29 protein-coding genes are annotated in these 24,488 nt (G+C 51.6%); 4 read left to right on the top strand and 25 right to left on the bottom strand.

Features of this window, described 5'->3' with window-relative positions:
• The 6 genes from WC772_02600 to WC772_02575 are packed head-to-tail and all read right to left on the bottom strand — an operon-like array spanning position 1 to position 4,363.
• Entirely contained in the window at positions 1-954 is a 954-nt protein-coding gene (locus WC772_02600) for an HlyD family efflux transporter periplasmic adaptor subunit (GenBank protein ID MFA6169645.1), read from the bottom strand.
• The gene (locus WC772_02595; protein MFA6169644.1) at positions 951-2,288 is read right to left on the bottom strand and encodes a TolC family protein; all 1,338 of its coding nucleotides are present in this window, start codon (positions 2,286-2,288) and stop codon (positions 951-953) included. Before WC772_02595 ends, WC772_02600 begins: the two co-directional genes overlap by 4 nt.
• Positions 2,289-2,300: 12 nt before the next feature.
• Positions 2,301-2,771: a periplasmic heavy metal sensor gene (locus WC772_02590; GenBank protein ID MFA6169643.1), complete on the bottom strand. Its 471-nt coding sequence runs from the start codon at positions 2,769-2,771 to the stop codon at positions 2,301-2,303.
• Positions 2,772-2,823: 52 nt separating this feature from the next.
• A complete protein-coding gene (locus tag WC772_02585; protein MFA6169642.1) occupies positions 2,824-3,102 on the bottom strand; it encodes a hypothetical protein in 279 nt (92 codons plus the stop codon).
• On the bottom strand, positions 3,095-3,568 hold the full coding sequence (locus WC772_02580) for a sigma-70 family RNA polymerase sigma factor (protein MFA6169641.1): 474 nt from the start codon (positions 3,566-3,568) through the stop codon (positions 3,095-3,097). The genes WC772_02585 and WC772_02580 overlap by 8 nt, the downstream gene beginning before the upstream one ends.
• A gap of 48 nt (positions 3,569-3,616) precedes the next feature.
• Positions 3,617-4,363, bottom strand: coding sequence for a ZIP family metal transporter (locus WC772_02575; GenBank protein MFA6169640.1), 747 nt, complete (start codon positions 4,361-4,363; stop codon positions 3,617-3,619).
• Positions 4,364-4,521: 158 nt separating this feature from the next.
• Here WC772_02575 and WC772_02570 point away from each other — a divergent pair, with 158 nt between their 5' ends.
• A complete protein-coding gene (locus WC772_02570; protein ID MFA6169639.1) occupies positions 4,522-5,316 on the top strand; it encodes a cache domain-containing protein in 795 nt (264 codons plus the stop codon).
• A 50-nt stretch (positions 5,317-5,366) separates the two neighbouring features.
• Here the strand turns inward: WC772_02570 and WC772_02565 are convergent, their stop codons facing one another.
• Complete coding sequence (locus WC772_02565; protein ID MFA6169638.1) at positions 5,367-5,666, bottom strand: RNA-binding protein; 300 nt, start codon at positions 5,664-5,666, stop codon at positions 5,367-5,369.
• Positions 5,667-5,963: 297 nt separating this feature from the next.
• Here WC772_02565 and WC772_02560 point away from each other — a divergent pair, with 297 nt between their 5' ends.
• A complete protein-coding gene (locus WC772_02560) occupies positions 5,964-6,527 on the top strand; it encodes a hypothetical protein (GenBank protein ID MFA6169637.1) in 564 nt (187 codons plus the stop codon).
• A 125-nt stretch (positions 6,528-6,652) separates the two neighbouring features.
• Here WC772_02560 and WC772_02555 read toward each other — a convergent pair whose 3' ends face one another.
• From WC772_02555 to uvrA, 9 genes are all read right to left on the bottom strand, one after another.
• A complete protein-coding gene (locus WC772_02555; GenBank protein MFA6169636.1) occupies positions 6,653-6,961 on the bottom strand; it encodes a hypothetical protein in 309 nt (102 codons plus the stop codon).
• Positions 6,958-7,479 carry a hypothetical protein gene (locus WC772_02550; protein MFA6169635.1) on the bottom strand — a complete coding sequence of 174 codons (522 nt, stop codon included), beginning with the start codon at positions 7,477-7,479 and terminating at the stop codon, positions 6,958-6,960. Before WC772_02550 ends, WC772_02555 begins: the two co-directional genes overlap by 4 nt.
• Positions 7,476-8,117 carry a hypothetical protein gene (locus WC772_02545; protein MFA6169634.1) on the bottom strand — a complete coding sequence of 214 codons (642 nt, stop codon included), beginning with the start codon at positions 8,115-8,117 and terminating at the stop codon, positions 7,476-7,478. The genes WC772_02550 and WC772_02545 overlap by 4 nt, the downstream gene beginning before the upstream one ends.
• A complete protein-coding gene (locus tag WC772_02540; GenBank protein MFA6169633.1) occupies positions 8,114-8,716 on the bottom strand; it encodes a TMEM175 family protein in 603 nt (200 codons plus the stop codon). The genes WC772_02545 and WC772_02540 overlap by 4 nt, the downstream gene beginning before the upstream one ends.
• Positions 8,717-9,046, bottom strand: a complete 330-nt coding sequence (locus WC772_02535) for a DUF1622 domain-containing protein (GenBank protein MFA6169632.1) — start codon at positions 9,044-9,046, stop codon at positions 8,717-8,719.
• Between the two features lie 65 nt (positions 9,047-9,111).
• Entirely contained in the window at positions 9,112-9,546 is a 435-nt protein-coding gene (locus WC772_02530) for an SH3 domain-containing protein (GenBank protein ID MFA6169631.1), read from the bottom strand.
• A 6-nt stretch (positions 9,547-9,552) separates the two neighbouring features.
• Complete coding sequence (locus WC772_02525) at positions 9,553-9,891, bottom strand: hypothetical protein (GenBank protein MFA6169630.1); 339 nt, start codon at positions 9,889-9,891, stop codon at positions 9,553-9,555.
• Between the two features lie 121 nt (positions 9,892-10,012).
• Positions 10,013-11,050: an NAD-dependent epimerase/dehydratase family protein gene (locus WC772_02520; GenBank protein MFA6169629.1), complete on the bottom strand. Its 1,038-nt coding sequence runs from the start codon at positions 11,048-11,050 to the stop codon at positions 10,013-10,015.
• Between the two features lie 10 nt (positions 11,051-11,060).
• On the bottom strand, positions 11,061-13,877 hold the full coding sequence (uvrA, locus tag WC772_02515) for an excinuclease ABC subunit UvrA (protein MFA6169628.1): 2,817 nt from the start codon (positions 13,875-13,877) through the stop codon (positions 11,061-11,063).
• A 521-nt stretch (positions 13,878-14,398) separates the two neighbouring features.
• Between uvrA and WC772_02510 the strand changes: the two genes are divergently transcribed.
• The gene (locus WC772_02510; GenBank protein MFA6169627.1) at positions 14,399-14,947 is read left to right on the top strand and encodes a pseudouridine synthase; all 549 of its coding nucleotides are present in this window, start codon (positions 14,399-14,401) and stop codon (positions 14,945-14,947) included.
• On the opposite strand, the gene crcB is transcribed toward WC772_02510, so the two are convergent.
• The 7 genes from crcB to WC772_02475 all read right to left on the bottom strand — a co-directional run bounded on the left by crcB (position 14,944) and on the right by WC772_02475 (position 21,655).
• Positions 14,944-15,330 carry a fluoride efflux transporter CrcB gene (gene crcB / locus WC772_02505; GenBank protein MFA6169626.1) on the bottom strand — a complete coding sequence of 129 codons (387 nt, stop codon included), beginning with the start codon at positions 15,328-15,330 and terminating at the stop codon, positions 14,944-14,946. The two genes, WC772_02510 and crcB, sit on opposite strands and share 4 nt — an antisense overlap.
• A complete protein-coding gene (gene hisI, locus WC772_02500; protein ID MFA6169625.1) occupies positions 15,331-15,651 on the bottom strand; it encodes a phosphoribosyl-AMP cyclohydrolase in 321 nt (106 codons plus the stop codon).
• Positions 15,652-15,718: 67 nt separating this feature from the next.
• A complete protein-coding gene (locus tag WC772_02495; protein MFA6169624.1) occupies positions 15,719-16,540 on the bottom strand; it encodes a KilA-N domain-containing protein in 822 nt (273 codons plus the stop codon).
• A gap of 1 nt (position 16,541) precedes the next feature.
• Positions 16,542-17,144, bottom strand: a complete 603-nt coding sequence (locus tag WC772_02490; protein ID MFA6169623.1) for a GIY-YIG nuclease family protein — start codon at positions 17,142-17,144, stop codon at positions 16,542-16,544.
• 98 nt (positions 17,145-17,242) lie between these two features.
• A complete protein-coding gene (locus tag WC772_02485) occupies positions 17,243-17,788 on the bottom strand; it encodes a hypothetical protein (GenBank protein ID MFA6169622.1) in 546 nt (181 codons plus the stop codon).
• Between the two features lie 171 nt (positions 17,789-17,959).
• Positions 17,960-21,439: a DNA polymerase III subunit alpha gene (locus WC772_02480; GenBank protein ID MFA6169621.1), complete on the bottom strand. Its 3,480-nt coding sequence runs from the start codon at positions 21,437-21,439 to the stop codon at positions 17,960-17,962.
• A 69-nt stretch (positions 21,440-21,508) separates the two neighbouring features.
• A complete protein-coding gene (locus WC772_02475; GenBank protein ID MFA6169620.1) occupies positions 21,509-21,655 on the bottom strand; it encodes a DUF5679 domain-containing protein in 147 nt (48 codons plus the stop codon).
• A gap of 252 nt (positions 21,656-21,907) precedes the next feature.
• Here WC772_02475 and WC772_02470 point away from each other — a divergent pair, with 252 nt between their 5' ends.
• Entirely contained in the window at positions 21,908-22,684 is a 777-nt protein-coding gene (locus WC772_02470) for a hypothetical protein (protein ID MFA6169619.1), read from the top strand.
• Here the strand turns inward: WC772_02470 and WC772_02465 are convergent.
• Both WC772_02465 and WC772_02460 read right to left on the bottom strand, forming a co-directional pair.
• The gene (locus tag WC772_02465; protein ID MFA6169618.1) at positions 22,681-23,439 is read right to left on the bottom strand and encodes a 7-carboxy-7-deazaguanine synthase QueE; all 759 of its coding nucleotides are present in this window, start codon (positions 23,437-23,439) and stop codon (positions 22,681-22,683) included. The genes WC772_02470 and WC772_02465 overlap by 4 nt on opposite strands.
• Positions 23,414-24,463 carry an MraY family glycosyltransferase gene (locus tag WC772_02460; GenBank protein ID MFA6169617.1) on the bottom strand — a complete coding sequence of 350 codons (1,050 nt, stop codon included), beginning with the start codon at positions 24,461-24,463 and terminating at the stop codon, positions 23,414-23,416. Before WC772_02460 ends, WC772_02465 begins: the two co-directional genes overlap by 26 nt.
• Positions 24,464-24,488: the final 25 nt, after the last annotated feature.

The raw sequence follows: 24,488 nt of genomic DNA, 5'->3' as shown, positions 1-24,488 counted from the left end.
TTACCGACTGCGGCTCCGATTCCCGCCGCCTAAAAAGTTGAACGGTTGGGACCCGCGCCGGCGATCGAGCAGTTCGACGGCCAGTTTCGCGGTCGGAATAACGACTTCCTCCCCTTCGTTTAAACCGGAAAGCAATTCGAAATGAACATTATTTTCTAAGCCGGTTTGGACCTTAACCGCCGTGACCACCCCCTCCCGCCGGATAAAAGCGTAGGTTTGGCTGTTGCTTTTCTTGATCGCCGTCAGCGGCAAGGTCAGGACATTCACTCTCTCTTCCAAAGTAAAATTAACGGTCGCGCTCATGCCGGAACGGAAAAAGGCTGGAACGCTGTCCGGCAAAACATTAACTTTATAGACCGTGACATTGTTGATCGTCTCCGACTCGTAGGCGATCTGTTCGATATGACCGGAGATCGCCCGATCGGGATAAGCGTCCAGCTTGATGACCGATTTCTGACCGACCTTGATCCGGCCGATATCGGTCTCATCAACCTGCGCTTCGACGATCAAACGATCAGCCATCACCAGAACACTGTCGCTGATCCCGATGAACTGCCCCGGCTCAATGCTCCGTTTAATGATAAAACCATCGAGCGGCGCGACGATGGGGGCCGGTTTGTAAACGTCTTCCCAATGTTTGACCTCATCTTGCCCTTTCGCCCTGGCGGCATCCAGGATCGCGGCCCGCTCGCTCGAGCTCATCCAGGCGAGGATCGCCCCTTTTTTCACCCGCTGGCCTTCCGCGACCAAAACTTGTTCGACCCTGCCTGCCACCGGCGGTTTGATCTCCAGGCGGTTGCGCGGGATCACCGTGCCGGAGACCGGCAGTTCGGCCAGAATGTTCCCCCGGACGACCTTGGCGGTTTCCAGCGGCTTTTCCGTGGTTTTAGACGCGCAGCTTGAGATCAGGACAGCGACGACTCCAACCATGATAACCACAGCCCATCTTTTCATTTTATCCATCCTCCAAATGATTTATACCAACTCGCTTCAGCCAGCAAGGCCGATTTATTGGCGTTAAGCAAACTGTTTTGAGCGCTGATGTATTCGTTCTGGATCTGGTCCCATTCAGTATAGGTGACCAAACCATTTAGATACTTGACCTGGGCGATCCGGGAACGTTCCGTCGAAGCGGCCAAGTATTCCTGCTGGATCAACAGATCTTCCACCGCGTCCTGCAGTTGAAGATAGTTTTGTTTCAGTGTATAAAACAGATCTTTCTCGGTCTTGGCGTAATCCTCTTTCGCTTTATCGTACTGGGCGTTGGTAATCACCCGGTCGGCGATATTGCTCCCGCCGGGAAAAAGCGAATAAGAAAGGCTAAGGCTTAGTGATTTATTGGAAGAATCCGGCGGCCAGCTGCTGCCGCTCTTCGAATAACTCCCCTGCAAGGAAATTGACGGCAAAAATTCGCTGATCGTCGACTGTTGCTGGAGAGAAGAGATCTCCAGCTGGCTTTTCGCTATCTTGTAAGCAGGGGCCGCCTTAAGCAACGCGTTGTAATCAGGCGTTTCTACCGCCGAGAGGTTGACGCTTTCAGCCGAACCAGCGTCGGCGTTGAGGATCTGGGCCAGTTTTAACCGGGTGAGCTCCAATTGGCGGCCGGCCGAAACGACGTTATAATCGGCCTCTTTCAACTGCGCCTGGGTCCGCAGGTAATTGCCGTTGTCTTCTTTTCCGCTATCGTAAAGCAATTTGATCATCCGGGCGTTCTCGGAGCGCGATTCCCGGATCTGCTTGAGCATCGACAAGTTACGCTGACTGATGTACAGATTGACGTAAGCCTGGCGAAGCTGGTAATAATAATCGGCTTCATTAAACTGAAGGCTCGCCTGGTAATAGTTCAGGCTGGCGTTGGCGGAAGTTACGTTGTAGTAATTGCTGAAGCCCTTAAAAAGAGCCTGGGAAACGTTGAGCCCGTAAGTATAACTGGTCGATTGGCCGCTGGAATTTTCCGACTGGCCGGTCGAGAGGCTGGCCGAAACCTGCGGCAGAAAACCGCTGTATGATTTGTAATAGGTCCACTGGGCGACCTCGAGCTGTTTCCGCGCGCTCTTGATCTCGTTGCTGTTGCGCGGCGCCAGCTCAAGCGCTTCCCGCCAGGTCAAACTAAAAGCCTGACCGGTCAGGAAGAAGATTAGTAGTAAACTTACGACGATTTTGGAAGCCTGAGACAATATCGTCTCGGCTTCCAAAATAAGCTTGTTTGGGTACGCAAAGGAAACCGCGACGATATTGTCGCGGGTTTCCTTTGCTACGAACTTAGATTTCTTCAGCAGCTTTCTCATTATTAGCCGGTTTTACCGATCACCCTTTTTCATTTTATTCCAGATTTCTTTCTCTGTCTTGCGGAATTTCTCTTTTTGGTCCGGGGTCAGGATCACCCATGATTTCAGCATAAACTCGGTCCGCTTCAGCTCAACGTTCAGGCGGTTCTGGTTGATCTCCTTTAAATAATTTTCGATCGTCCGAAGATCGGGACTGTCTTTGGTCATCTCTTCCCTCATTTTAATCATTAGCGGCTCGTTCTTTTGCTCATATGGCAGAAGTTCTTTTTCCATTGCCTGGCGCACATCGAGCAATTTCGCTTTTTGATCGGCCGTTAAATCGAGGTTCCGAAATAGTTTTTCCGGCCCCATTCTCATCTTCCCCTGCCTCATCATCCCCCCATCAGCTCCGCCAAAACCCGGCCCGCGCTGCGCGCTCACCGGCGAAACCCCGCAAAATATCCCAACCGCCAAAATCCCAACTACTAAATATTTGATCTTCATGATTTTTCCTCCCTTTTAACTACTTAGACACGGCGCTCCGGCAAAAAGTTCCCTAATTCTCAAAAATAAAATTATCGAGCTCCGGCCGGTTCGAACTGTCGTCCTGAATAACGAACGAGAGCAGGTCGCCTCGCTCGCTCGACTGGTCAAAATAACGGGCGGCCGGCCAGGCCAAAAGAAAGATCGCGGCTACAATCCCCAGCGGCACGGCAAACTGTTTAAAAAATAAACTCCTGGTCCGCTTGGCTTCGATCTGCCGGTAAAGGCGGTCAAAATCCGGCCGGTGGGGTTCCTTTTTCAAACGGTTGATGTAGTGGTCGTACTTATCCATTCTTCATCACTTCCTTTTTTACGATCTCACGCGCCCGGTGGAGATTCGACTTAACGGTCCCGACCGGCAACCCGGTCAGATCGGCAATCTCCTCCAAAGAACGCTCTTCGACCTCGGCCAGGATCAGGATCATCCGCTGGCGCGGGTTTAGTTTAGCCAGCGGGCCGGAAAGATCGTCGGCCGCTTCGGGGGCCGGCTCATCGATCACCCGCAAAGTCGCCAGAATTTGGCGCCCTTTCCGGTAAAGGGCTTGTCGTTTAGCGTGATTGATCGAAGTGTTGACCGCGATCCGGTAAACCCAGGTCTTGATGTTCGCTTCACCCCGGAAGCGGGGCAACGCTTTATGGACCGCTAAAAAGATCTCCTGAAAGAGGTCTTCGCGATCTTCCCGGGCAGAACCATACCGGGAGACGATCTGCCAAACCAGCATTTTATGCTCTGCGTAAAGCCGCGCGAAATCGGTCATTGCCCCTCCATCGTAATTAGACAAAGCGTCCCGGCAAAAAGTTCCCTGCTATTTGGCAATGAACAAGAGCCCGACCATCACCAACAGGCCGAAGACGATCGCCAGGAACTGTTTCCAGGATTCGCTGGGATCGCACTGATCGTGCAAGGTCGGGATCAGGTCCGATCCGGCCATGTAAATGAAGCCGCCGGCGGTCAGCGGCATCAGAAAAGCGGCATAATCCTTAACGAACGGCCCGACGGTCAGCGAAATTAGGGCGCCGATGATCGCCAGCAAAGCGGAAGCAAAATTCAGGAGCAAGGCCTGATTGATCTTCACTCCGCCATGGACCAAAATCCCGAAATCGCCGATCTCCTGCGGGATCTCGTGCAGGATGACCGCCAGCGAAGTCGCCAGCCCGATCGGGAAACTGACCATAAAACTGGCGGCGATGATCATCCCGTCGATCAGGTTATGGACCCCGTCGCCGATCAGGTTCATGAAGACGACAGGATGAGGATGATGTTCGGAGGTCGGCACGTGACAGTGCCGCCAGCGGACAAACTTTTCCAGCACGAAGAAAAGGAGGATCCCGGTCAGGATCAGCAGAGAGACCGTCAGCTTATCGCCGAACAATTCAAACGCTTCGGGGATCAAATGGATGAAGGCGTCGCCGAACAGTCCGCCGACCGCGAAGCTAACCAGGATAAGAAGAATCTCCCCCAATTTTTCCCGCCGCCACGCCAGGGTAAAAACGCCGATCAGCGAGATCAAGCTGACCAGAACAACCGCGACCAGTGAATAGATCCAAACCATTATTCATCTCCTCCTTAAAAATGCCAAATAATTTTCGCCAGTAGGGCGCGGCTGCCGCCAAAACCGCTCGGATCGCGCTTGGCATTAGATCATTCTAATATTTATAATGATGTTGAGCAAGCGCGGAGGTGTGCTACAATTTGGGCGGAGGTATATTTATGAAAGTTAAATTAATCGGACTCGCTCTGCTCTGTTTTACAACCGCCGCGTTCGCTATGGGAATAGCCCCCGACCTGCCGCCGGTCAACGTCCTCGGCCAACAGATCGCCGGGGAACTGACCCAGATGGACGGCGACCTCGCCAAAACCGCCGAGCTTCTCGGCTCGACCGGACTGTCGGGCGAAGCGGCCGCCGCTCTCCTGCAACAGCTCTACAACAACCACAAGTCGGTCGTTGATGTCGTCACGACCAACCCGGACGGTTATATTTTGCTGGTCGAACCGGCAACTTACAAAAGCTCGGAACTCTCCTATATCGGCAACCAACCCCACTTCGTCCGGTTAAAAAAGAGCGGCTTGCCGGTGATGAGCAGTATGTTCAAAACGGTCGAAGGATTTTACGCCGTCTCGCTCGCCTACCCGGTTCGCGGGACCAGCAATCAGGCGCTGGGTTACGTCAGCATTGTGTTCAAACCGGACGCGCTGATGAGAAATGTGGTGAAAAATTACCAGTTCGATTTTTTCGCGGTCGACACGATGGCCCTACAGCTTGACGGGCGGATAATTTACGATAAGGATCCCCTGCAAGTCGGATTAATGACCTTTGAGAGCTCGCTTTATCGGTCGGTCCCCAGCCTACTGGCGCTGGCCCAAAAAGTGACGATGGAAGCGACCGGTTCCGGCAGTTACGACTTCCCCGAGCATGCCGGCGGCGCGCCGGTCAAAAAGACGGCCGAGTGGACCACCATTGCTTTGCACGGAATGGAGTGGCGGCTGGTCATCGCAAAAAACTAAAAAAAAAGGCCCCTGGTTTCCCAGGAGCCTTTGAATTCTAACTACTTCGCTTAGAAGCGGTTGAATCCGCCGCCGCCGCGTCTCTCGCCGCCACGGTCGCGACTTTCAGACTTCGGCTTGGCTTCATTGATGGTAATTTCCCGATCGCCCCATTTGTAACCAGTTAAGGCTGCAATGGCTTTTTCGGCATCGGCATTTTCCATATCAACGAATCCGAATCCGCGGGATTTTCCCGAGAATTTGTCAGAAACGATCCGGGCCGAGATCACGTTGCCGAATTCAGAAAATTTTGCTGAAAGATCGGCATCAGTGGTAGACCACGGAAGATTACCTACGAATATGCTTTTCATGTAAGATTTCTCCTTGCTTTATTTTCTGCTTGATTAATGACTTTGAGAGGACCAACATGTGGACAACTCAAGAAAAAAGACGCAGACACTTTTTAAACTTAGAATCATTAACTTCGACTCGTACATTGTATCACCCCGGTCTGACTATGTCAAGGGGTATTTGGGGGGCAAGCTTACAGCTTAAAGCTGTAAGCTCCGTCTCCGGTTCTATTCGTTTCCGAGTTCAGCTCAAAGACCCCCTTGTTTTTTGCTGTTACAGTGCTAAGATTCTGGCATCTTCAGCGGGAGGTATTATTCATGAAAGTCGTTAAGATCATTCTCTGGATCGTGGCTATTTTGCTGGTTGCGATTGTCGGTTGGCTCTATTACATGGGCTTTTTCTCGACCCTCAAGGTGACCGAAAAAGCGGTCGGCCCCTACACCCTGGTTTACGAAGATTACACCGGCCCCTACTCGAACACCGGCCCGGTCGTCCAGGCGGTCTTTGACCGACTGGCCAAGGATGGCATCAAACCGATCGACGGCTTCGGCATCTATTTGGACGATCCGAGCAAGGTCAAAGCGTCACAGCTCCGGAGCCAGGTCGGCTGTGTCTTAGCCGATAAAGACCTCAAGGCGTTCAAGAAAGTCGCCAAGAAGTATAAAGTGCTGAAGCTGGCCAAGATGATGGGGATCACCACCGAATTTCCGATCAAGAACAACCTGTCGTACATGATCGGCCCGATGAAAGCCTACCCCGCGATCATGAAATATATGACCGAGAAGAAGATCGCCAACGAACAAATCGGCACCTGCTTAGAGTATTACGACATGGCGGGGATGAAGATTACGTTTGTGTTTCAGCTAAAGGGAAAGCACTAAGCTATAAGCTGTAAGCGATAAGCAAGAGAATTTAAAAACCGAAGGGCTGCGCAAGTGGCCCTTTTGGTTTATTTGGGACAGCCCTCACCCGAGTTCTTTAGCGAAGCCGTAAAACAAGCAAAAGCCTACTTTTCGAGGACTTTCCCCAATATTCCACCCAAAATAGCGGTCATAATGGTCATCGGAATGAGGGAAAAAGGCTCTTTCGCCCCTACTATTATATAGACCGGGAGGGCCAGGAGATACGAGATCAGTAGCCCTTTGAGGATCGAATTCAAGCGTAGTTCCGAGGTCGAGATCAGTAAACCGGCAACCACCCAAAGCGAAAAAGCGGAAAGATCGGCATCCCAGCTCAGCCCCTGCGCCACCATCGGCAAAACATCCACGCACCCAGCAATCACGCCAAATAAAAGGCCCTTTGTTATTTTATTCATCGCTTAACTAACACCCCGCTTTTCATCTTGACCTGGTACGGAAGGTTTTCGAGTTCAACATAGCGGCCGGCGAGCGGCAAAAAGCCGGCGATCAAATGAGTGGCCGGGTCGGTCACTTCCTGGTGGTCAACAACTAGGGCCCGCTCGTGCCCTTTGTAATGCTCGTCGGCAAAGAACTCAATCTCCGGTAAGCCACCGCTCATTCTGGCCACCCGCCGCAAATCGCCCAGCGTGGCATAGACCAGCCGCTCGCCGTAAATTTTCTCCAGCCAGTGAAGCTCTTCGCGAACGGCGGCGCGGAAGTCGCGCCGCCCGGATTTGCGCAGAGTCTGCCGGTCAAAGAAGATCCAGGTCGAAGCACCGCCGGAACCAATCTTGTTGACCGCTCCCCGCTCCACCCGGAAACAGACTAATTCGTCCGGCAAAAGGGCAATCCGGAGCCGCTGGGCTTCCCCCGGAGCAACCGGGGTCAATTGCCTGATCTGATAGTGCGTTATTAAACGTTGAATGATCTTCATTTCAATATTTTAATCTTCAGCGTCACCATCTTGTGTTTGGCCGCTTTTGGTTTATCATCGTCAATAAACTTCAGCTCTAATTCTTTTTTCCGATTAACGTTGATCCCCTGGGTCAGGAAAGTCTTCACCCGTTCGGTTGGATCGAAGTAATTGGCGACCTCAAAGTCGGCAGTTTTCGTGGTCAGCGAAGCGGCGTAGGTATCGGTCGCCCGAAATAAGCCAAAAAGATAATTGATAACTATCGGATGGGTCCCCCAGTAATCGGCCCCGGTCTCCCCCCAGCTGGTAACGATCATCAGGTTGCGCAGTTTTTGTTGGGCAAGCTGGACCTCTTCCAGGACCAGCGGCCGAGGATAACCAACTTTGTCGGGAACGACCGGCGCGTAGCGATAGACCAGCTTCTCGCCGTCCGGCACGACCCGGTAGACCGCCAGGAAAGAGTACGGCCGGACCTTTTCGTCGCTCGCCTGGTAAGCGACCAGGTTGAGGCTCTCGTCGGTCGTATTAACAAAAGCCCGCTGTTCAAAAACGACCCGGTATTTAAGCATGTCGACCTCCCCTTTTGGCGCTTGGGAGTAAAAAAACCAGCCAGCCAGCGCCGCCAAGAGAATGACGGTCAAGCCTAAATATTTTTTCATTGCTCCGCCTTATTCCTAAAATATGGCAAGGCCAGAACGAAAGGGATCGTCAAATAAGCATAAGACGAATAGGACGGATCGAAGGTCGCGATCCCCATCGCCAGAATAGCGGCCAGCGGCATGACCAGCGTCCGCCGCCACCCACTCCGGATCCGCTCTTCCGGGAAATTGTTTTCAACCAAGCGATGCCCTCTGGTCGCGTATTCCCAGTTCAGGAACAATAAGCTCCCAACCGCAAACAGGTTGCCGTCGAAAAAAAGCTCCGCCGCCGCCGAGCCCGGATAATCACCGACCAGGGTCGTGGAGAACGGGATCAGCGCGACGAACATCAAAAGAAAGATGTTGATCCAAAGATGGCCGGGGTCGGTCCGCCGGATAACGTGAAATTGCTGGTGATGGATGAGCCAGACGACCGCGATCAGGACAAAGCTTAAGCCGTAATTAAAGAACTTGTCGCTCTGACCGATCAGCAGCTGCTGGAGGGAAAAAGAGCGCGCCGCCGTATCCGGCAGGTTGAGGGTCATGACCAGCAAGGTCATGGAGAAAGCAAAGATCCCGTCGGTTAAGCCTTCGATCCGGTTCGTCGTCAGACCAGCCATTTACTTCCCCTTAACTTTTTCTTTGAGCTCCAGGCCCAAGAAATAGCTCAAGACGGTCCGCAGAGCAATGATCGCCGCCAGCATCCCAATCTCGTTCCAGTCGGGCCGGGTAATTGTCCGGATAATATCGGCGGCGATGAAAAATTCCAGACCAAGGACGAGGTAGGCCCCGAGCTTTTGGCGCATCAGCCGCTTGGAGTTCGGATCGTCGGAAAAAAGATTGAGCAGGAAATCCTTGAGGACCATCAGCAAGCCCCAGAGAATGACCAGCATGCCGAGCAAGCTGACCCCGTAAACGAGATAATTTACCAGGACGAACATTTTTGCCATCGTTATCACTCCTTGTGGTGATCGTTGGCGTCATTATAAACCAGAACGCGGACGGTTTGAAGGCCTTATCCCCAAAGATAGCGGCTGTGGAGCCACCCTTCGATCATTGTCGGGCCGTCAAGCACCAGGACTTTGCGCCAAACCCCTTTATTCCCCAGGATCTTCACCGTCATCCCCTGGTAAAGCTTGGATAATTTGGAAAACCTGGTCCCGGGACCGCTCCGCAGGCTGATGTTTGATTTCCGAACAACTCCCGTCGATTCGCCGGTGATCAGTTTTTCTTCGACCCACCCCCGGCAATTGAGCCAGTCGCTGACCAAGCACCAGCCGGCGTTCCGTTCAATGATCTTCAGCGGATAATCTTTGGGGAGGTCGAGCTTGACGTCGTCGGCAAAGCTGGGGCCGCTCCGGAGCTGGACCCCGTCTTCGACCGTACTGGGAAGCGCGTAGGCGGCAGCCGCCCAAACGAAAACCAAAAGAAAGAACAGGCTGCGTTTCATCCGCCGTTATTTCTTGAGCATCAGGGTCTGCGTTCTCGACCCGAATTTACTGCAGGATGCCGTAACCGCCAACGTCTTGTGGTCCTTTAACAGGTCGGGAATGTCATAAACGGCGGACTGGCCGCCGGGCTGTTGGAAAGTGTAGTGCTGTTCGATAATTTTCTCGTTATCGAGCAAAACCACGATGGTTTTAACAAAGTGATCTTCAATATTCATCGATTCGTGCAAAACATCAACGCTCAAGCGCTGGCCGTTCAATTTGAGCGTGATCTTTTTCGGCGGATGGGCCAGAGAGACCGTCGCTGACAACAAAAGCAAAACGAGAAGAATGGCAACTTTTTTCATTGTTAACCCTCCTGTATTTTTTCTTAACGCATGATAGCAGAAGCCGGGTCTTTTGTAAATTCACCGGTCTCCCCCTTAATAAGGGGGAGATGTCCCGAGCGAAGTCGAGGGACAGAGGGGGTCAGAAAAAGATCTTAAAGAACTTTAATATCCCTTGCTTCCAGGGAACCCGGTGAGAAATGCCGCTCGCCTGTTCGATCGTCTTGAGGTTCGCCAGGTACCACTGGTAATTACGGACCAAAGCCTTCTTGTTCGAATAGATCGGTTTATAGCCAAGGACCTTCTCGGCCTTTTCAATCGACACGAACGAATCTTTGGAGGCAGTTTCGTAGACCCACTTATAGAGCGGCGACAAGTGGAAAAATTCGAGTATTCGCAGCGCCCAGATCATCGGCCAGGCCGGGAAACCGACGATCCGTTTGCCGAACCGGGCGTAGTCCAAGACCGCCTGATAGTCTTCCTTCATCGTCGTGAACTCTTTAGCCCCGACGTTGAAAGTGTCGTTGACTTTTCCAGCCTCAAGGGTCAGGCAGAGATAAATCGCCTGGCAAAGGTCTTCAACGTCAAGCAATTGGTAGCGGTTATTGCCGCTCCCGATCATCGGAAAATTCTTGCCGTCCTTGGCCCAATCGTAAAACAAGGCGAAAACCCCAAGCCTTTCCGGCCCGATGAACGATTTCGGCCGGATGATCGGAACAAGCATCCCTTTTTTCCGATATTCCAGACAAACTTCTTCCGCTTTGATCTTGGCAATGCCGTAAGGCCCGACCCCGTCGAGCTTATCGGTCTCGTAAAGCGGATGATGGTCGGGAATACCGTAAACGGCGGTCGAGGAGATATGGACGAACCGGTCAACTTTATTTTTTTCGGCCGCCGCCAGAAGGTTACGGGTCCCGTCGATGTCGGTCGAAAAGATATCTTCTTTTTTATAAAGCGGCAGAGCGGCGGCAGTGTGGATAACGTGGGTCACGCCGGCCAGCGCCTCGGCAACCTTAGTTAAGTCGCGGATATCCCCTTTGATGATCTTAACTTTATTCTTTTCCGGATAATCGAACTCGGCGACGTCAAGCGAGACAATATTGGTGATCCCCTGCTTGAACAGATAGCGGATGAGGTTGATCCCTAAAAATCCGGCTCCGCCCGTCACTAAAACTCTCATGGCTTTCTCCTTACTTAAGTAGTTTCTTCAGGTAGCGGCCAGTATAACTGCGACTGACTTTGGCGACCGCCTCCGGGGTCCCTTCGGCAATGATCTCGCCCCCCTCTTCGCCACCTTCCGGCCCGAGGTCGATAATGTGGTCGGCGGTTTTGATAACGTCGAGGTTGTGTTCGATGACGATCATCGAGTTTCCGGCCGCCACCAGGCGGTGGAGGACTTCGAGGAGTTTCTTGGTGTCGTCAAAATGGAGACCGGTCGTCGGCTCGTCGAGCAGGTAAAGGGTCCGACCGGTCGAACGGGTCGCCAGTTCCGTTGCCAGTTTGATCCGTTGGGCTTCGCCGCCCGAAAGGGTCGTCGCCGCCTGGCCAAGCTTGATGTAGCTCAACCCGACGTCCGAGAGGGTCCGAAGCTTCCGCTCGATCTGCGGAATATTCTCAAAGAGAACGAGCGCTTCTTCGACCGTCATGTTGAGGACATCGTAAATGTTCTTTCCTTTGTAATGGACCTCGAGCGTCTCCCGGTTGTAACGCTTCCCTTTACAAACGTCGCACGGAACGTAAACGTCGGGGAGAAAGTGCATTTCGATCTTGACCAGCCCGTCGCCGGCACAGGCCTCACAGCGACCGCCGCGGACGTTGAAAGAAAAACGCCCCGACTTGTAGCCGCGCACCCGCGCTTCCTGCGTCATGGTAAATAGGTTCCGGATATGGTCAAAGACCCCGGTATAGGTCGCCGGGTTGGAGCGGGGGGTCTTGCCAATCGGCATCTGGTCGATGATCACGACTTTGTCGATATGCTCCAGCCCTTTGATCTCATCGTAGCGCCCCGCTTTATCAACCGCCCGGTAAAACTTATTAGCCAGCGCTTTGTAGAGGATATCATTGATCAGCGAGCTCTTCCCCGAACCGGAAACCCCGGTCACGCAGGTAAAAACTCCGAGCGGAAAAGCAACGTCGATCTTCTTGAGGTTATGGTGCTCCGCTCCGATGATCTCCAGGTGGTGACCGTTCCCTTTATGCCGCTCGCTCGGGACCTCGATCTTCATTTCACCGGAAAGATATTTGCCGGTGATCGAATTCTTTTCTTTAATAATATCTTCAACCGTTCCGCTCGCCACAATCTTGCCGCCATGGACCCCCGCCCCCGGCCCAATATCAACCAGGAAGTCGGCCGAACGCATCGTCTCTTCGTCATGCTCGACGACGACGACGGTGTTCCCCAGATCGCGCAAGCGGACCAAAGTCTCGATCAGCCGCTTATTGTCCCGCTGGTGGAGACCGATCGACGGTTCGTCCAAGATGTAGAGGACGCCGACCAGGCCGGAGCCGACCTGGGTCGCCAGCCGGGTCCGCTGGGCTTCGCCGCCGGAGAGGGTCGATGATTGGCGGTCGAGCGAAAGATAGGCCAAGCCGACGTTCAGCAAAAAGCTTAGCCGGGCCTTGATCTCTTTAATGATCTGTTTGGAGATCGTCTGCTCCCGCTCGCTGAAGCGGAGATCTTCGATAAACTTTTGGATGACGTTGATCGGCATCGCCGCCAGTTCGGCGATCGATTTGCCGCCGACCAGGACCGAGAGCGACTCCGGTTTGAGCCGTTTCCCGCCGCAGACCGAACACGGGATCGAGCTCATGTAGCGGTAAAGAAAGAAACGGACATTCTCCGATTTGGTTTCGAGGTAGCGGCGGCGGAGATTGCTGATCACCCCTTCAAAGGTCCCTTCGTTCTCCCAATATCCCCGGTCCATGACGTATTTGAACTTGATCGGCTTTTTGCTGCCGTAGAGAATGATGTTCATTTGCTCTTTGGTCAGTTTTTTAACCGGCGTGTTGAGATCAAAACCATAAGCCTCGCCGACCGCTTCCAGTTTTTGCAGGTAATATGACGCCGCTTCTCCCCAGGGAACAATCGCCCCTTCGGCCAGGGTCAAATTCCGGTTCGGGATGACCAGGTCGGGATCGAACTCAAGCTTGTCCCCCAACCCCTTACACTCGGGACAAGCCCCGTACGGGCTGTTGAAAGAAAAGATCCGCGGGGTGATCTCGTCGAGCGAGATGCCGCACTCGGCGCAGGCAAACTTTTCGCTGAAAACCTTTGGTTTAGCTCCCGCTCTTTCGGCCAGGATCTCGACGATCCCGTTCCCGTAACGCAAAGCGTTTTCGACCGACTCGTTGAGCCGCTTCCGGTTCCCGGCGTTAACGACAATCCGGTCGATGACAATAGCGATATCGTGCTTAAGCTTTTTATCCAGGTCGGGGATGTCGGGGAGTTCGAGAACCTTGCCATCAACCCGAACCCGGATGAAGCCGTCTTTCTGGATATCGGCGAAGAGGCTCTTGTACTCCCCTTTGCGGCCGCGAATGACCGGGGCCAGGACCATGATTTTTTCTCCGTCCGGCATCTCCAGCATCTGGTCGACGATCTGTTGGGCGGTCTGCCGCTCGATTTTTTTATTGCATTTTGGACAATGAGGGACCCCAATGTTAGCGTAAAGTAAGCGGAAGTAATCATAGATTTCGGTAACTGTCCCGACGGTCGAGCGTGGATTGCGGGGAGGGGCCTTCTGATCGATCGAAATGACCGGCGAGAGGCCATCAATTGAATCGACATCGGGCTTGGCCATCTGCTCCAGGAATTGGCGGGCGTAAGCGGAAAGTGATTCGACATAGCGCCGCTGTCCTTCGGCATAAAGGGTATCGAAAGCAAGGGATGATTTGCCGGAACCGGACAGGCCGGTGAAAACGATCAGTTTGTACCGGGGGAGCTCAAGATTAACGTTCTTGAGGTTATGTTCCCGGGCCCCTTTGATGATTATTTTGTCTAATCCCATAAAGCGAACCCTAATTTTACCATGAAAGTAGTGACTTGAACATATTGGGGGTAACTGTCCTAACCCTCACCCGGGTCTTATCTGCGAGTTTGATTGGAAATTACAGCCCTCTCCCAGCGACTGCTACGCAGTCTGGGAGAGGGGGTTGTGAACTATCGGCAATAAACACCGCTCCCTCTCCCTTTGGGAGAGGGACAAAAACGAAAACTAATAATGCGGAGTTGGGTGAGGGCTTGGTCTTCCTTAAACATGATGCGTGATGGGGTGACGGTCCATAAGCCTGTCTCCTTCTTTTACGGAAACCTGCGGCAATATCGCCGCGGTTTCCTAGCTTTTTAAAATTCCGGATGGGCGCGCATTTCGCTTACCTTGAGAAAAATCGAAATGCGCAAGGCCTTTTCTTTTTGACCATTTTCTTTGTGGCCGGACAAAGAAAATGGTCGCCCAGCAAAAGCAAAGTGACTCTTTAAACGAAGCGAATAGCGCACAATTTAAGGGCTATTTCCTGATATAATTATCATATGCTCAAATATGCCGTATTCAACAAGCCTTTCGAGGTCCTCTGCCAGTTCACCGATGAAATGGGGCGGAAGACTTTGAAAGATTATATTAAGGTGCCGGGGATCTACTCGGTCGGACGGCTCGACTACGACAGCGAGGGGCTCCTCCTCCTGACCAACGACGTGGCAATGAACCACCGGATCAGCAATCCTAAGAACAAAGTGGAAAAGACCTATTTGGCGCAGGTTGAAGGGATCCCAACTCCTGAACAATTAGCCAAGCTAAAAAGCGGGGTCTTGATCGAAGGGTATAAAACGCTCCCCTCTAAAGTCCGGGCGATCCAGGAACCAAAGTTGTGGGAACGATCGAGGCCGATCCGTTTCCGTAAAAGCATTCCGACTTCGTGGCTCGAATTGACGATCCGTGAAGGGAAGAACCGCCAGGTGCGGAAAATGACCGCCGCCGTCGGCCTCCCCTGCCTCCGCTTGGTCAGAGTAGCAATCGGCCCGCTGAAACTAGAAGGGCTCCCGCCGGGGAAATATAAAGAGATAATCAAACCGGCGATCTAGATAAATCTGAAGAGTAACCGCGTGATCCCATAGCCAATAAACACCAATAAGATCCCCAGCACATTATTTAGCAGAATATTTAAAACCGCCATAGTCATTTCACCGTCGCGAAAAAGTTGGAAGGTATCGAGCCCAAAGCTGGAAAAAGTGGTGTAACTCCCCAGGATCCCGATAAAAAAGAAGAGCCGCCAGTTATGCGACAAGTCGTATTGGTCAAAGATTCCCCACAACAAACCGATCACCAGCGAACCGCTTAGATTAACCAGTAATGTCCCTAGCGGAAAATGCCCAACGTAGAGTTTGTGGGTCCCGGCCGAAAGAATGTAACGAGCGAGTGCGCCAATCACCCCGCCAGCCGCGACAAAAAAGAATTTCGCGATCATTTAGATCAGCTTATTGAAGAAACAGCTCCGGTTACCGGTGTGGCAGGCGATGTCGCCGACCTGCTCGATCTTGGCGACGATCGCGTCGCCGTCGCAGTCAAAACAAAGCTCTTTAACCTTTTGGATGTGTCCGGAGGTCTCCCCTTTGTGCCAGAGTACCTTGCGGGAGCGAGACCAATAGACCATCTCTTTTGTTTTCAAGGTTATCTCGAGCGATTCTTTGCTCATATAGGCAAGCATCAGGACGGTGCCGTCCTTATAATCCTGGGCGATCACCGGGACCAAACCTTTGTCATCAAACTTAATTTTGCTGATATCCATTGTTCTTCTCCTTTTATCGACTTATTATCTTTTCGCATAGACCAGCGGCCGGAAGGCCGCTTTTCGCTCACTTTAGCTTTCTTATTGAGGCATTGCCCATCAAAGATTTCATCTGGCTTATCGCCATTTCGTTAAGCTTCCTCAACCTTTCACCTTGAGGGAATCCCAATCGGATAAGTTCAGCATTCATACTTTCGAGATTGGACAGAACCACCAGCTGTTCAACTGTCGCGGAATCCCTGACATTCCCTTCTTTGCCTATATTTTTATCCCTCCATTCCTTAGCCGTTATACCAAACAACGCGACATTCAAAACGTCAGCTTCGCTGGCATAAATCACATTCATTTTTTGCTTGGAAATTTGCGGGGGAACAATATGCTCTTTTATGGCATCGGTATGAATTTTATAATTTAATTTTGCCAGCATCCGTTTCATGTCCCAGCCAAGAACAAATCGTTGATTCTCTTCAGTTTTTAATCTCTGAAATTCCTTGATCAAGTAAAGCTTAAATTCCGCGCTAAGCCACGAGCCAAATTCAAACGCTATGTCTTTATGAGCATAGGTTCCACCGCCGTATCGTCCGGCCCTTGAAATCAAACCGATAGCACCAGTTGCGTCAATCCATTTTCTGGGGGTTAGGGAAAAGCTATTCATCCCGGCTTGCTTTTTAAAGGTCTCGAATTCGACACCTTTAAAATCAGGGTTGTGTATCTGCTCCCAAATCCCTAAGAATTCAACCGTATTCCGATTGCGCATCCATTGGTAGATGAGAACATCGTCTCCAAATTTCTTTGTCATGTCGGTCAAAGAAATAAAATCATTGTCTCCATCGCGCAACAAGACTCCGATCTGACTTCCTTGTACGACAACTTTCTTGTTTTTAACCACTCTAATTCTCGCCTTCCAACCTTCGTCGGCGTTCGTCTAATGCTTCCCCTTCGTACATCCAATAATCTGTTCCGGCAACACCATAGTTGTATCCCAGTATTTTCTGCGCTGACTTTGAAAGACTTGTTATTTTACCGTTAAACTTAATAGAACGATTATCAACAACTTTTGCCTTAATATTTTCATCCCTGCTAAAAGTCAGCTCTGCGCCAATCGGAATATCCGCCATTCTAAAATCAAATCTTTCCCGTATGGTCCTGGCTTTATCAAGCGCTTTTTGATCTTCATGCGATTCTACAATATCTTTCTTAGGAGTAACATCTTCAATCTCTGCTAATTTTAAAGCCGCCACTACACGTTCCGGAGCTATTCGAAAAAACTCTCTTTTTGGATTTATCCGATTATTGTCAAATGCGTCATGCAATTGATGTTCCACAAAACTCATTTCCTTCACCGTGCAAGCATAAAAACAAGTAAACGGGAGGGGAACACTTGTCGATGCGCTCAATTCCCTAATTCTTTGCTCAAGGCTGGTTGTCGTTTTACCAATTTTTACATAGCCGGGCATTGCTTCATTAATAAGAACATAAACAATCTCGTTCATTTCGCTAACACCGCCTTCTTATTTCGTAACACAGCCCCCTATTAAAGGGAGGGGCAACCCGCCCTTGAAAACAATCAGTCCACTTCATCTATTTCTAATCATTGAGTTTTTATCTTTCCAATCTCTAGACACAATCTTTCTATAAAATCCTCTTCGCTTTCAACTTCGTTTTTTTCAAGCAAAAAAAAGTTTTTGCCGATCTCAATGAATTTCCCTCCATAGCTGTGATTTATTCTATCTCTGACGGATGCGCCTTTCGGCATTTCATATTTCATTATTTCAATTTTACTAGTTTTTCTTATGAGAATTGTCCTTTGGTAATGGATATATAAACTGGCCAGCAATATTGCCAAGCCCCATACGATCAGGGCGCTTCCTATCGCCACTCCCATATTCACCTTTCTATCGATCACGAACATAGAAATAATCTGGAGCGCAACACCAAAACCCAACAAACTAAATCCAACAATAGAATATATTCTTGCGGAAATAAAACTCACCCTCAACGCATAGTTCCCTCCGCAATATGATCCACTTTCCTTGGCAATATCAGTCGCAGATTTAAAATTGCCAATTACTAAGTAATAAGAGCCTACCAATGTTAATATTATACTCAACAATAAGAAGCATTTTTGTAATGTCATATTTCCCCTCCACAGCCTTAAGCCCTCTTCCGCCAGCCAATAAAGCTCATAAACCAATTCGCATAATTACTTGAGTTTTTGCGGAATTATCCATAATAATCTATTTTTTTCTATAATTAAAGGAAACCGTCCCGATCCGAGCGGGACAGGTTTCCGAGGTTCCGAGCCTGATTATACCTTTACAACCTCTCTCTTCTTCACACTCATTTTAACATCAACCGAGCCGCTTCCCAAGAGCTTTTCCAACTCCTCGACCAGCGACGGGGTGATCGTCACCCGGTTTTCCGTTCCCAGCTCGACACTCTTCCCGTCCATTTTGATGACGACCGGATCGCCACCGGAATTCCGTTGGATAATCGCCCGGATCTCTCCGAGTATCGACTGGTTATTAAAATCGACCAGTTCGACAAAGATCGTCCTGGTCTTTTCGAACCCTTTAAGCGGTTCGACCGTTTCGGCGACGACATTCAGTTCTTCGGTCCGTGAGTCGCGATTGGTCTTCCCTTTAATGACCACGATCTCGTCATCGAGCAACAGCGGAGCCGCTTTTTCGTAAACCTTGGGGAAGACGACCAGGCCAACGATGCCGGAGAGATCTTCAATCGCCGCGATCAGCATGTTGTCCCCTTTTTTGGTGACAACCTTCCGGCTGTTGGTCAGCATTCCGGCGATCGTCACCGTCTGTTCTTCTTTCATATCCTGGATGTCGATCGCCCGAACGCTCGCCATCCCTTCGAGCGCGTCAAGAACGTGATCGAGAGGATGAGAAGAGATATAGAGGCCAAGGTACTCTTTTTCCATCCGAAGGAGCTCCTCCGGCCGGTATTCCGGGATATCAACGGCGGCCGGTCCGGTGGTCGGGCGGCTGAACTTCGGCGTCTCGCCGCCAAAGAGCATCTCCTGCCCGCTGGCGATCTCTTTGAGCTGGGCACTGACTTCTCCAGTAATCCTAGAGAGGTTCCCGATCATATAGGCCCGTCCCAAGCCGAGAGAATCGAAAGCGCCGCACTTGATCAGGCTTTCGATCACTTTTTTGTTGACCGTCCTGGCGTCTATCCGGCGGAGAAAATCTTCCAGCGAGGCAAACGGCCCGCCGCTTTTCCTCGCCTTGATAATCGATTCGATGGCGGCGATCCCGACGTTCTTGATGGCGCCGATCCCGTAGCGGACCCCCTGCTTGGTGACGGTAAAGTTCTTGTCACTTTCGTTGACGTCAGGCTGAAGGATCTTGATCCCCATCTTCTTAGATTCGGAAATGTAAAGCCTGGTCTTATCGGTATTGCCGATAACCGAAGTCAGCAAGGCAGCGATGAATTCCACCGGATAGTTCGCTTTCAGGTAAGCGGTCTGATAAGAAATGAAAGCGTAAGCGGTGGAGTGCGATTTGTTGAAACCATAACCGGCGAATTTGGCGCAGAGATCGAACAACGCCGTCGCCTTAGCCTTGGAAATCCCCTTCTTGACCGCCCCTTCAACAAAGTTTTCTTTCTGGCGGGCCATCTCCTTGACCTTCTTTTTTCCCATGGCGGAACGGAGGATGTCGGCCTGGCCCATGGTAAAGCCGCCGATCTTACTGGCGATCTCCATGACCTGTTCCTGATAAAGAATAGTCCCGTAAGTTTCGCGCAGGATCGGTTGGAGCTGCGGCAGTTCGTAGTGGATCGGGAGCTTGCCGTGTTTCCGCTTCACGAAATCGTCGACCATCCCCGACTCCAAGGGGCCCGGGCGGTAGAGAGCGAGCAAAGCGATGATCTCTTCAAAGGTCGTCGGGTTAAGCGATTTGATCAGGGTCCGCATCCCCTGGCTTTCCAGCTGGAAGATCCCCATCGTGTCCCCTTCGGCCAGCCGCCGGTAGGTCTTTTCATCATCAAGGGGAATAGTGTTCAGGTCGATCTCGATCCCCTGGGTGAATTTGAGCATGTCGCGGACGTGGGCGATCATCGTCAGGTTACGCAAACCAAGGAAGTCCATCTTCAGGAGCCCGATCTTCTCCAGGGCGGTCATGGTGTACTGGGTGACGATCACATTTTCGTCCAGCTTCGAGAGCGGCGCGTATTCGGAGACCGGCTTTTGCGAAATGACGACCCCCGCCGCGTGGACCGAAGCGTGGCGGGCCATCCCTTCGATCTTCATGGCGGTATCAAGGAGCTGTTTGACCTTGGCATCCCCCTCATAGAGGGCGCGGAGATCTTTGACCGTCTCGAGCGCTCCTTTCAGATCGACATCAGGACCGAAGGGAACAAGTTTGGCGATCTTATCGACTTCCGGGAGCGGGACTTGCAGGACCCGGCCGACGTCGCGGATGGCGCCGCGGGCCGCCATCGTTCCGAAGGTGACGATCTGGGCGACGTGATCGCTCCCGTATTTCTTGGAGACGTATTCGATCACTTCTCCCCGGCGTTCGAAACAGAAGTCGACGTCGATATCAGGCATCGAGATACGTTCGTCGTTGAGGAAGCGCTCGAAGATCAGGCCGTACTTGAGCGGATCGATGTTGGTAATGCTTAAAGCGTAGGAGACGATGCTTCCCGCCGCCGAACCTCTCCCCGGACCAACCTCGATCCCGTTCGATTTCGCCCAGTTGATAAAGTCCTGCACGATCAGGAAGTAAGCGGCATACCCCATCTTCTCGATCACGTAGAGCTCGTACTTGACCCGGTCGATGATCTCCGGCGGCAAGAGGACCTTCCCTTCCGCGTTGATATAAGCGGGCCCGTAATTTTTCTTGATCCCTTCCCAGACCAGCTTCTCCATGAAGGTATCGGGGGTTTCGCCTTCGGGAACGGTGAAATCAGGGAGATGAAGCTTGCCGATCTCCATCTCCAGGTTGCACTTCTCGGCAATCTCCACGGTGCTTTGGATCGCTTCAGGCAGGTCGCGGAAGAGCTCGATCATCTCGTCCGGCGATTTGTAATAAAACTCTTTTGTCTCCATCTTGAACCGATTGGTATCGGCGTGGAAAGCGTTGGTCTGGATACAGAGGAGAATATCCTGGTAATAAACGTCCTCTTTATTGACGCAATGAACGTCGTTGGTCGCCACCAGCTTGATCCCGGTCTCTTTGGCCAGACGGACCAGCTCCGGCTTAAGGGCTTTGAGCTCCGGCAGGTCAAGCTCCATAACCTCGATGTAGAAATCGTCACCGGCCAGCTCCTTATACCAGAGGGCGGTCTTCTTTGCCTCGTCGTATTTCCCCGCCATGATCTGCTTGGCAATCTCCCCGCCGGCGCACCCCGACATCAGGACCAATCCTTCGTGGCGCTGTTTAAGAATATCCTTGTCGACCCGGGGACGGGAATAAAACCCTTCGATCGAAGCGATCGAGACCATCTTGATCAGATTCTTATAGCCAAGCTCGTTCTTACAGAGCGCTGTCAGGTGGAAAGGCGAACGATCTTCTTTGGTCTCTTTATCGAAGCGGGTCCGGGGAGCGACGTAGAGTTCGCAGCCGATGATCGGTTTGATCTCCAGCGCTTTGGCCGCCAGATAGAACTCAACCGCCGCGTACATGTTCCCGTGATCGGTGACCGCGACCGCCGGCTGACCGTACTCCTTGGCCTTGGCCAACAGGTCGGCGATACGGCAGGCCCCGTCAAGCAGGCTGTACTCCGTATGGTTGTGAAGATGGATGAACTTTTTTCCGTGAGGCATTGGGGGTTCATTATAACAAAAAGGGCCATCTTTCTCAACGAGAAGAATGACCCTTTTTTGTTAAATTAATTAGCCGCCGATCTTGAACATGCTGGTGCCGCACGCTGGGCATTTACCCTTAGAAGCCTTACGGCCGTTTTTCATCGTCACCTGTTTAACATCATTCATGGTCTGTTTCTTTTTGCATTTAACACAGTAAGCTATCGTATCCGCCATTGAAAGATCCACCTCCTTCTGAATATGCAGAAATTCTACACTAAAGAAGTAAGGTGTCAAGAGGGGAGAAAAAACCAAGCGTAAAGCATACAGCTTACAGCTCAAGGCAATGAATGAATGGACTGAAATTTTTTCAGCTTAAGCTTATAGCTTTAAGCTTGCTCCCCCCTTCCCTTGCTTTCCCCCGGCCCCTTTGCTAGAATGCCGCTTGAATGCATGTTTTTGGCTTATTAATACGATAAATATATAGATATGGCAGAGCAACCGATCAATCCAATAACTCCCAATATCGGCCCGGCGGCTGAAGCTGGTCTCTTTAATGCCGGCGCTGTTTTTACCGCCGCTGACCGAAAAATTATCAAAGAACGGACCGGCGACGAAGTCAACCCGATGCGTAATTTCGGCGAGGTCTTTCTCGACCGTAATTTGACCCCGAAAGTTGAGAACGAATTGACCGAGGTCCAGCCGGAAGAAAACCCTAAAGAGATCCAAAGCCGAAAACGCGATCATGAACGGATGCTCAAGCACTCCCCGATCGCCGTCGCCCGGGACATCGTTCAGATAACAAATTTAACTCCGGAAGAAAAACTGATGGAAGAACCGATTGATTTCGCGCCAAGCCCCGAGGAAGAGGCCAAAGTCGTGGCGGTCTCGCGGCAACTCCGGCAGGAAACAGCCAAGATCGCCAATGAACTCTTCCTGAATTCAGCCGATCTTTTCAATCAGTTCGAACTTGAACAGCAGGAGCTTCACTCCCTCGTCTCCCGGATCAAGGACCATCACCTCAAACGGCTCCTTTGCAACAGCCGGGAGGAATTTGAAAAACTGACCGAACAGATCAGGGCGGAGACCGTCCACTCCGCCAAGCCGGAAGCCAGGGCCTGGATCGAATCCCAGCTCAAGGAACTGACCAAAAGCGCGGCCGAGTATAAGTTAAGACTGCTCCGTTCGCTGCAGGATATGGGGTTCAACCCGATGCGGGACAAGAACATCAAGTGGCTGGATAGGATCATTCATCAGTTAAGTTAAGCTAAGCCGAGCAGCTTATGGGTCTGCGGGATCACCCTCACGTTCTTTAATTTTCTCTTTGCCATTGTGTGGAAAGCAAAGATCTGTTCGGCGTCCGGCCGGTGTTTGATCGGGCCGTGCGGCGTAACCGGCTGCAGGATGAAAGGGATCCGGTCATCGACTGCGGCGACCAGCGCCGCCGCCTCTTCGATCTCTTTAATCTTCGACTCTTTGCTGAAAACGACCTTCACGAAAACCTCTTTGAGGTAGGCGGTCTCCAAAAATTTCCGGTGCTCTTTCCAGTATGGGGATTGCCCGGTGGCGCTGGGAAGCTTGAGGTCCATCGCGATGATATCAACCTCTTCGATCACCTCCACCAGGAAGTCCGCCAAGACCCCGTTCGTCTCCAGGTAGATCGGCAGTTTAACCGCCGCTTTAACGGCGGGAAGGAATTCCTTCAGGAAATTGACCTGCAGGAGAGGCTCGCCTCCCGTCAGGCTTAAGGAATGAAAAATGTCCGGCTTGTGTAGCTCTTTAATCTCCCCGACCAGTTGCTCGACCGAAGCCGGGTTGCTCTTGTTCTCATAATGATGGGAACCGGGCGGAAGTTCGATCCGGTAAGTGCCGGTCAGTTCCAGCGCGGCGGGTGAATCGCAATACTGGCAGTTGAGGTTGCAGGTCGCGAAACGGACGAAGATCTGTCGCTCGCCAACGTGGAGCCCCTCCCCCTGGATCGAGGCAAAAATTTCGTTAAGCTGTGCTATCGTGGTGCTCATAAACCTTGACCCGCAGCAGCAGCATGGTGAAGCTGACAAAGAAGACCGCCACGATCAACAGTAGCGAGAAGAACTGCTGGAGATCGGCCCGGATCATCGCCAGGCTGATCGAACCGAGGACGATCTGGACGGCGTAGAGGGTCAGGACGGTCGCCTTCTGCGAAAAGCCCATCAGGTGGATCCGGTGGTGGGAATGGTCTTTCCCCGGCTGGCTGAATTTGATCCGATGGAGGAAACGGTTGGAAAAAACAAAATATGTATCGAAGATCGGGATTCCGAGGACGATCAACGGAACAATAAAGGTGATGATCTGCAGCCGTTCGATCCCGAGCGATAAGGCGACATTCCAGAGAGTAAATATGTTTAACTTGATCGCCAGCAAGGCCATAAGAAAACCAAGCAAGGTCGAACCGGCCTCCCCCAGAAAGATCGAAGCGGGATTAAAATTATAACGAAGGAAACCGATCGTCCCCCCTATTACGGCAACCGACAGCATCAATAGGTCCTGCTGGCCGCTGTTCCAAGCCAGCACGGCAAAAAAACCGGCCGACAGGCAGGAGATCCCGGCAACCAACCCATCCATCCCATCGAGCATGTTCATGGAGTTGGTCATGAAGGTGATGAAACAGGCGGTAATCAACCAATTAATCCAATTCACCGGAAAGAACGTTAAAGTGATCCCGGAAAAATAGATGAACAGGAAAGAAAAGATCAGATGAGAGAGGATCTTGTTCCGGGCCCTGATCTTGATATCGGCGTCGTCGATCAGGCCAAAACAAACGAACAGAAGCCCGAATATTATGATCGACCAGAGCTCGCGATGATTGGGGAAATAAAAAAGCAGGGCCAAGCCGATGGAAAGCAGGATCGCTTCTCCCCCCATCCTTGGAATGGGATGATCATGGATCTTGCGGAAGCCCGGTCGATCGAGGATCCCGGTCTTAAATGAAAGCCACTTGGCCAGAGGAGTAAAAATCAACCCGCCGATCAAAGCAATAATAAAGACCATCAAATTAGGGATCATTAGGAGTAATTATAGAACAACTATC

The organism is Candidatus Margulisiibacteriota bacterium (genome assembly GCA_041661965.1).
Lineage (GTDB): Bacteria > Margulisbacteria > WOR-1 > O2-12-FULL-45-9 > XYB2-FULL-48-7 > XYB2-FULL-45-9.
Note: the sequence above shows the minus strand (reverse complement) of the source record. Positions and strands in the feature narration are given on the sequence as shown.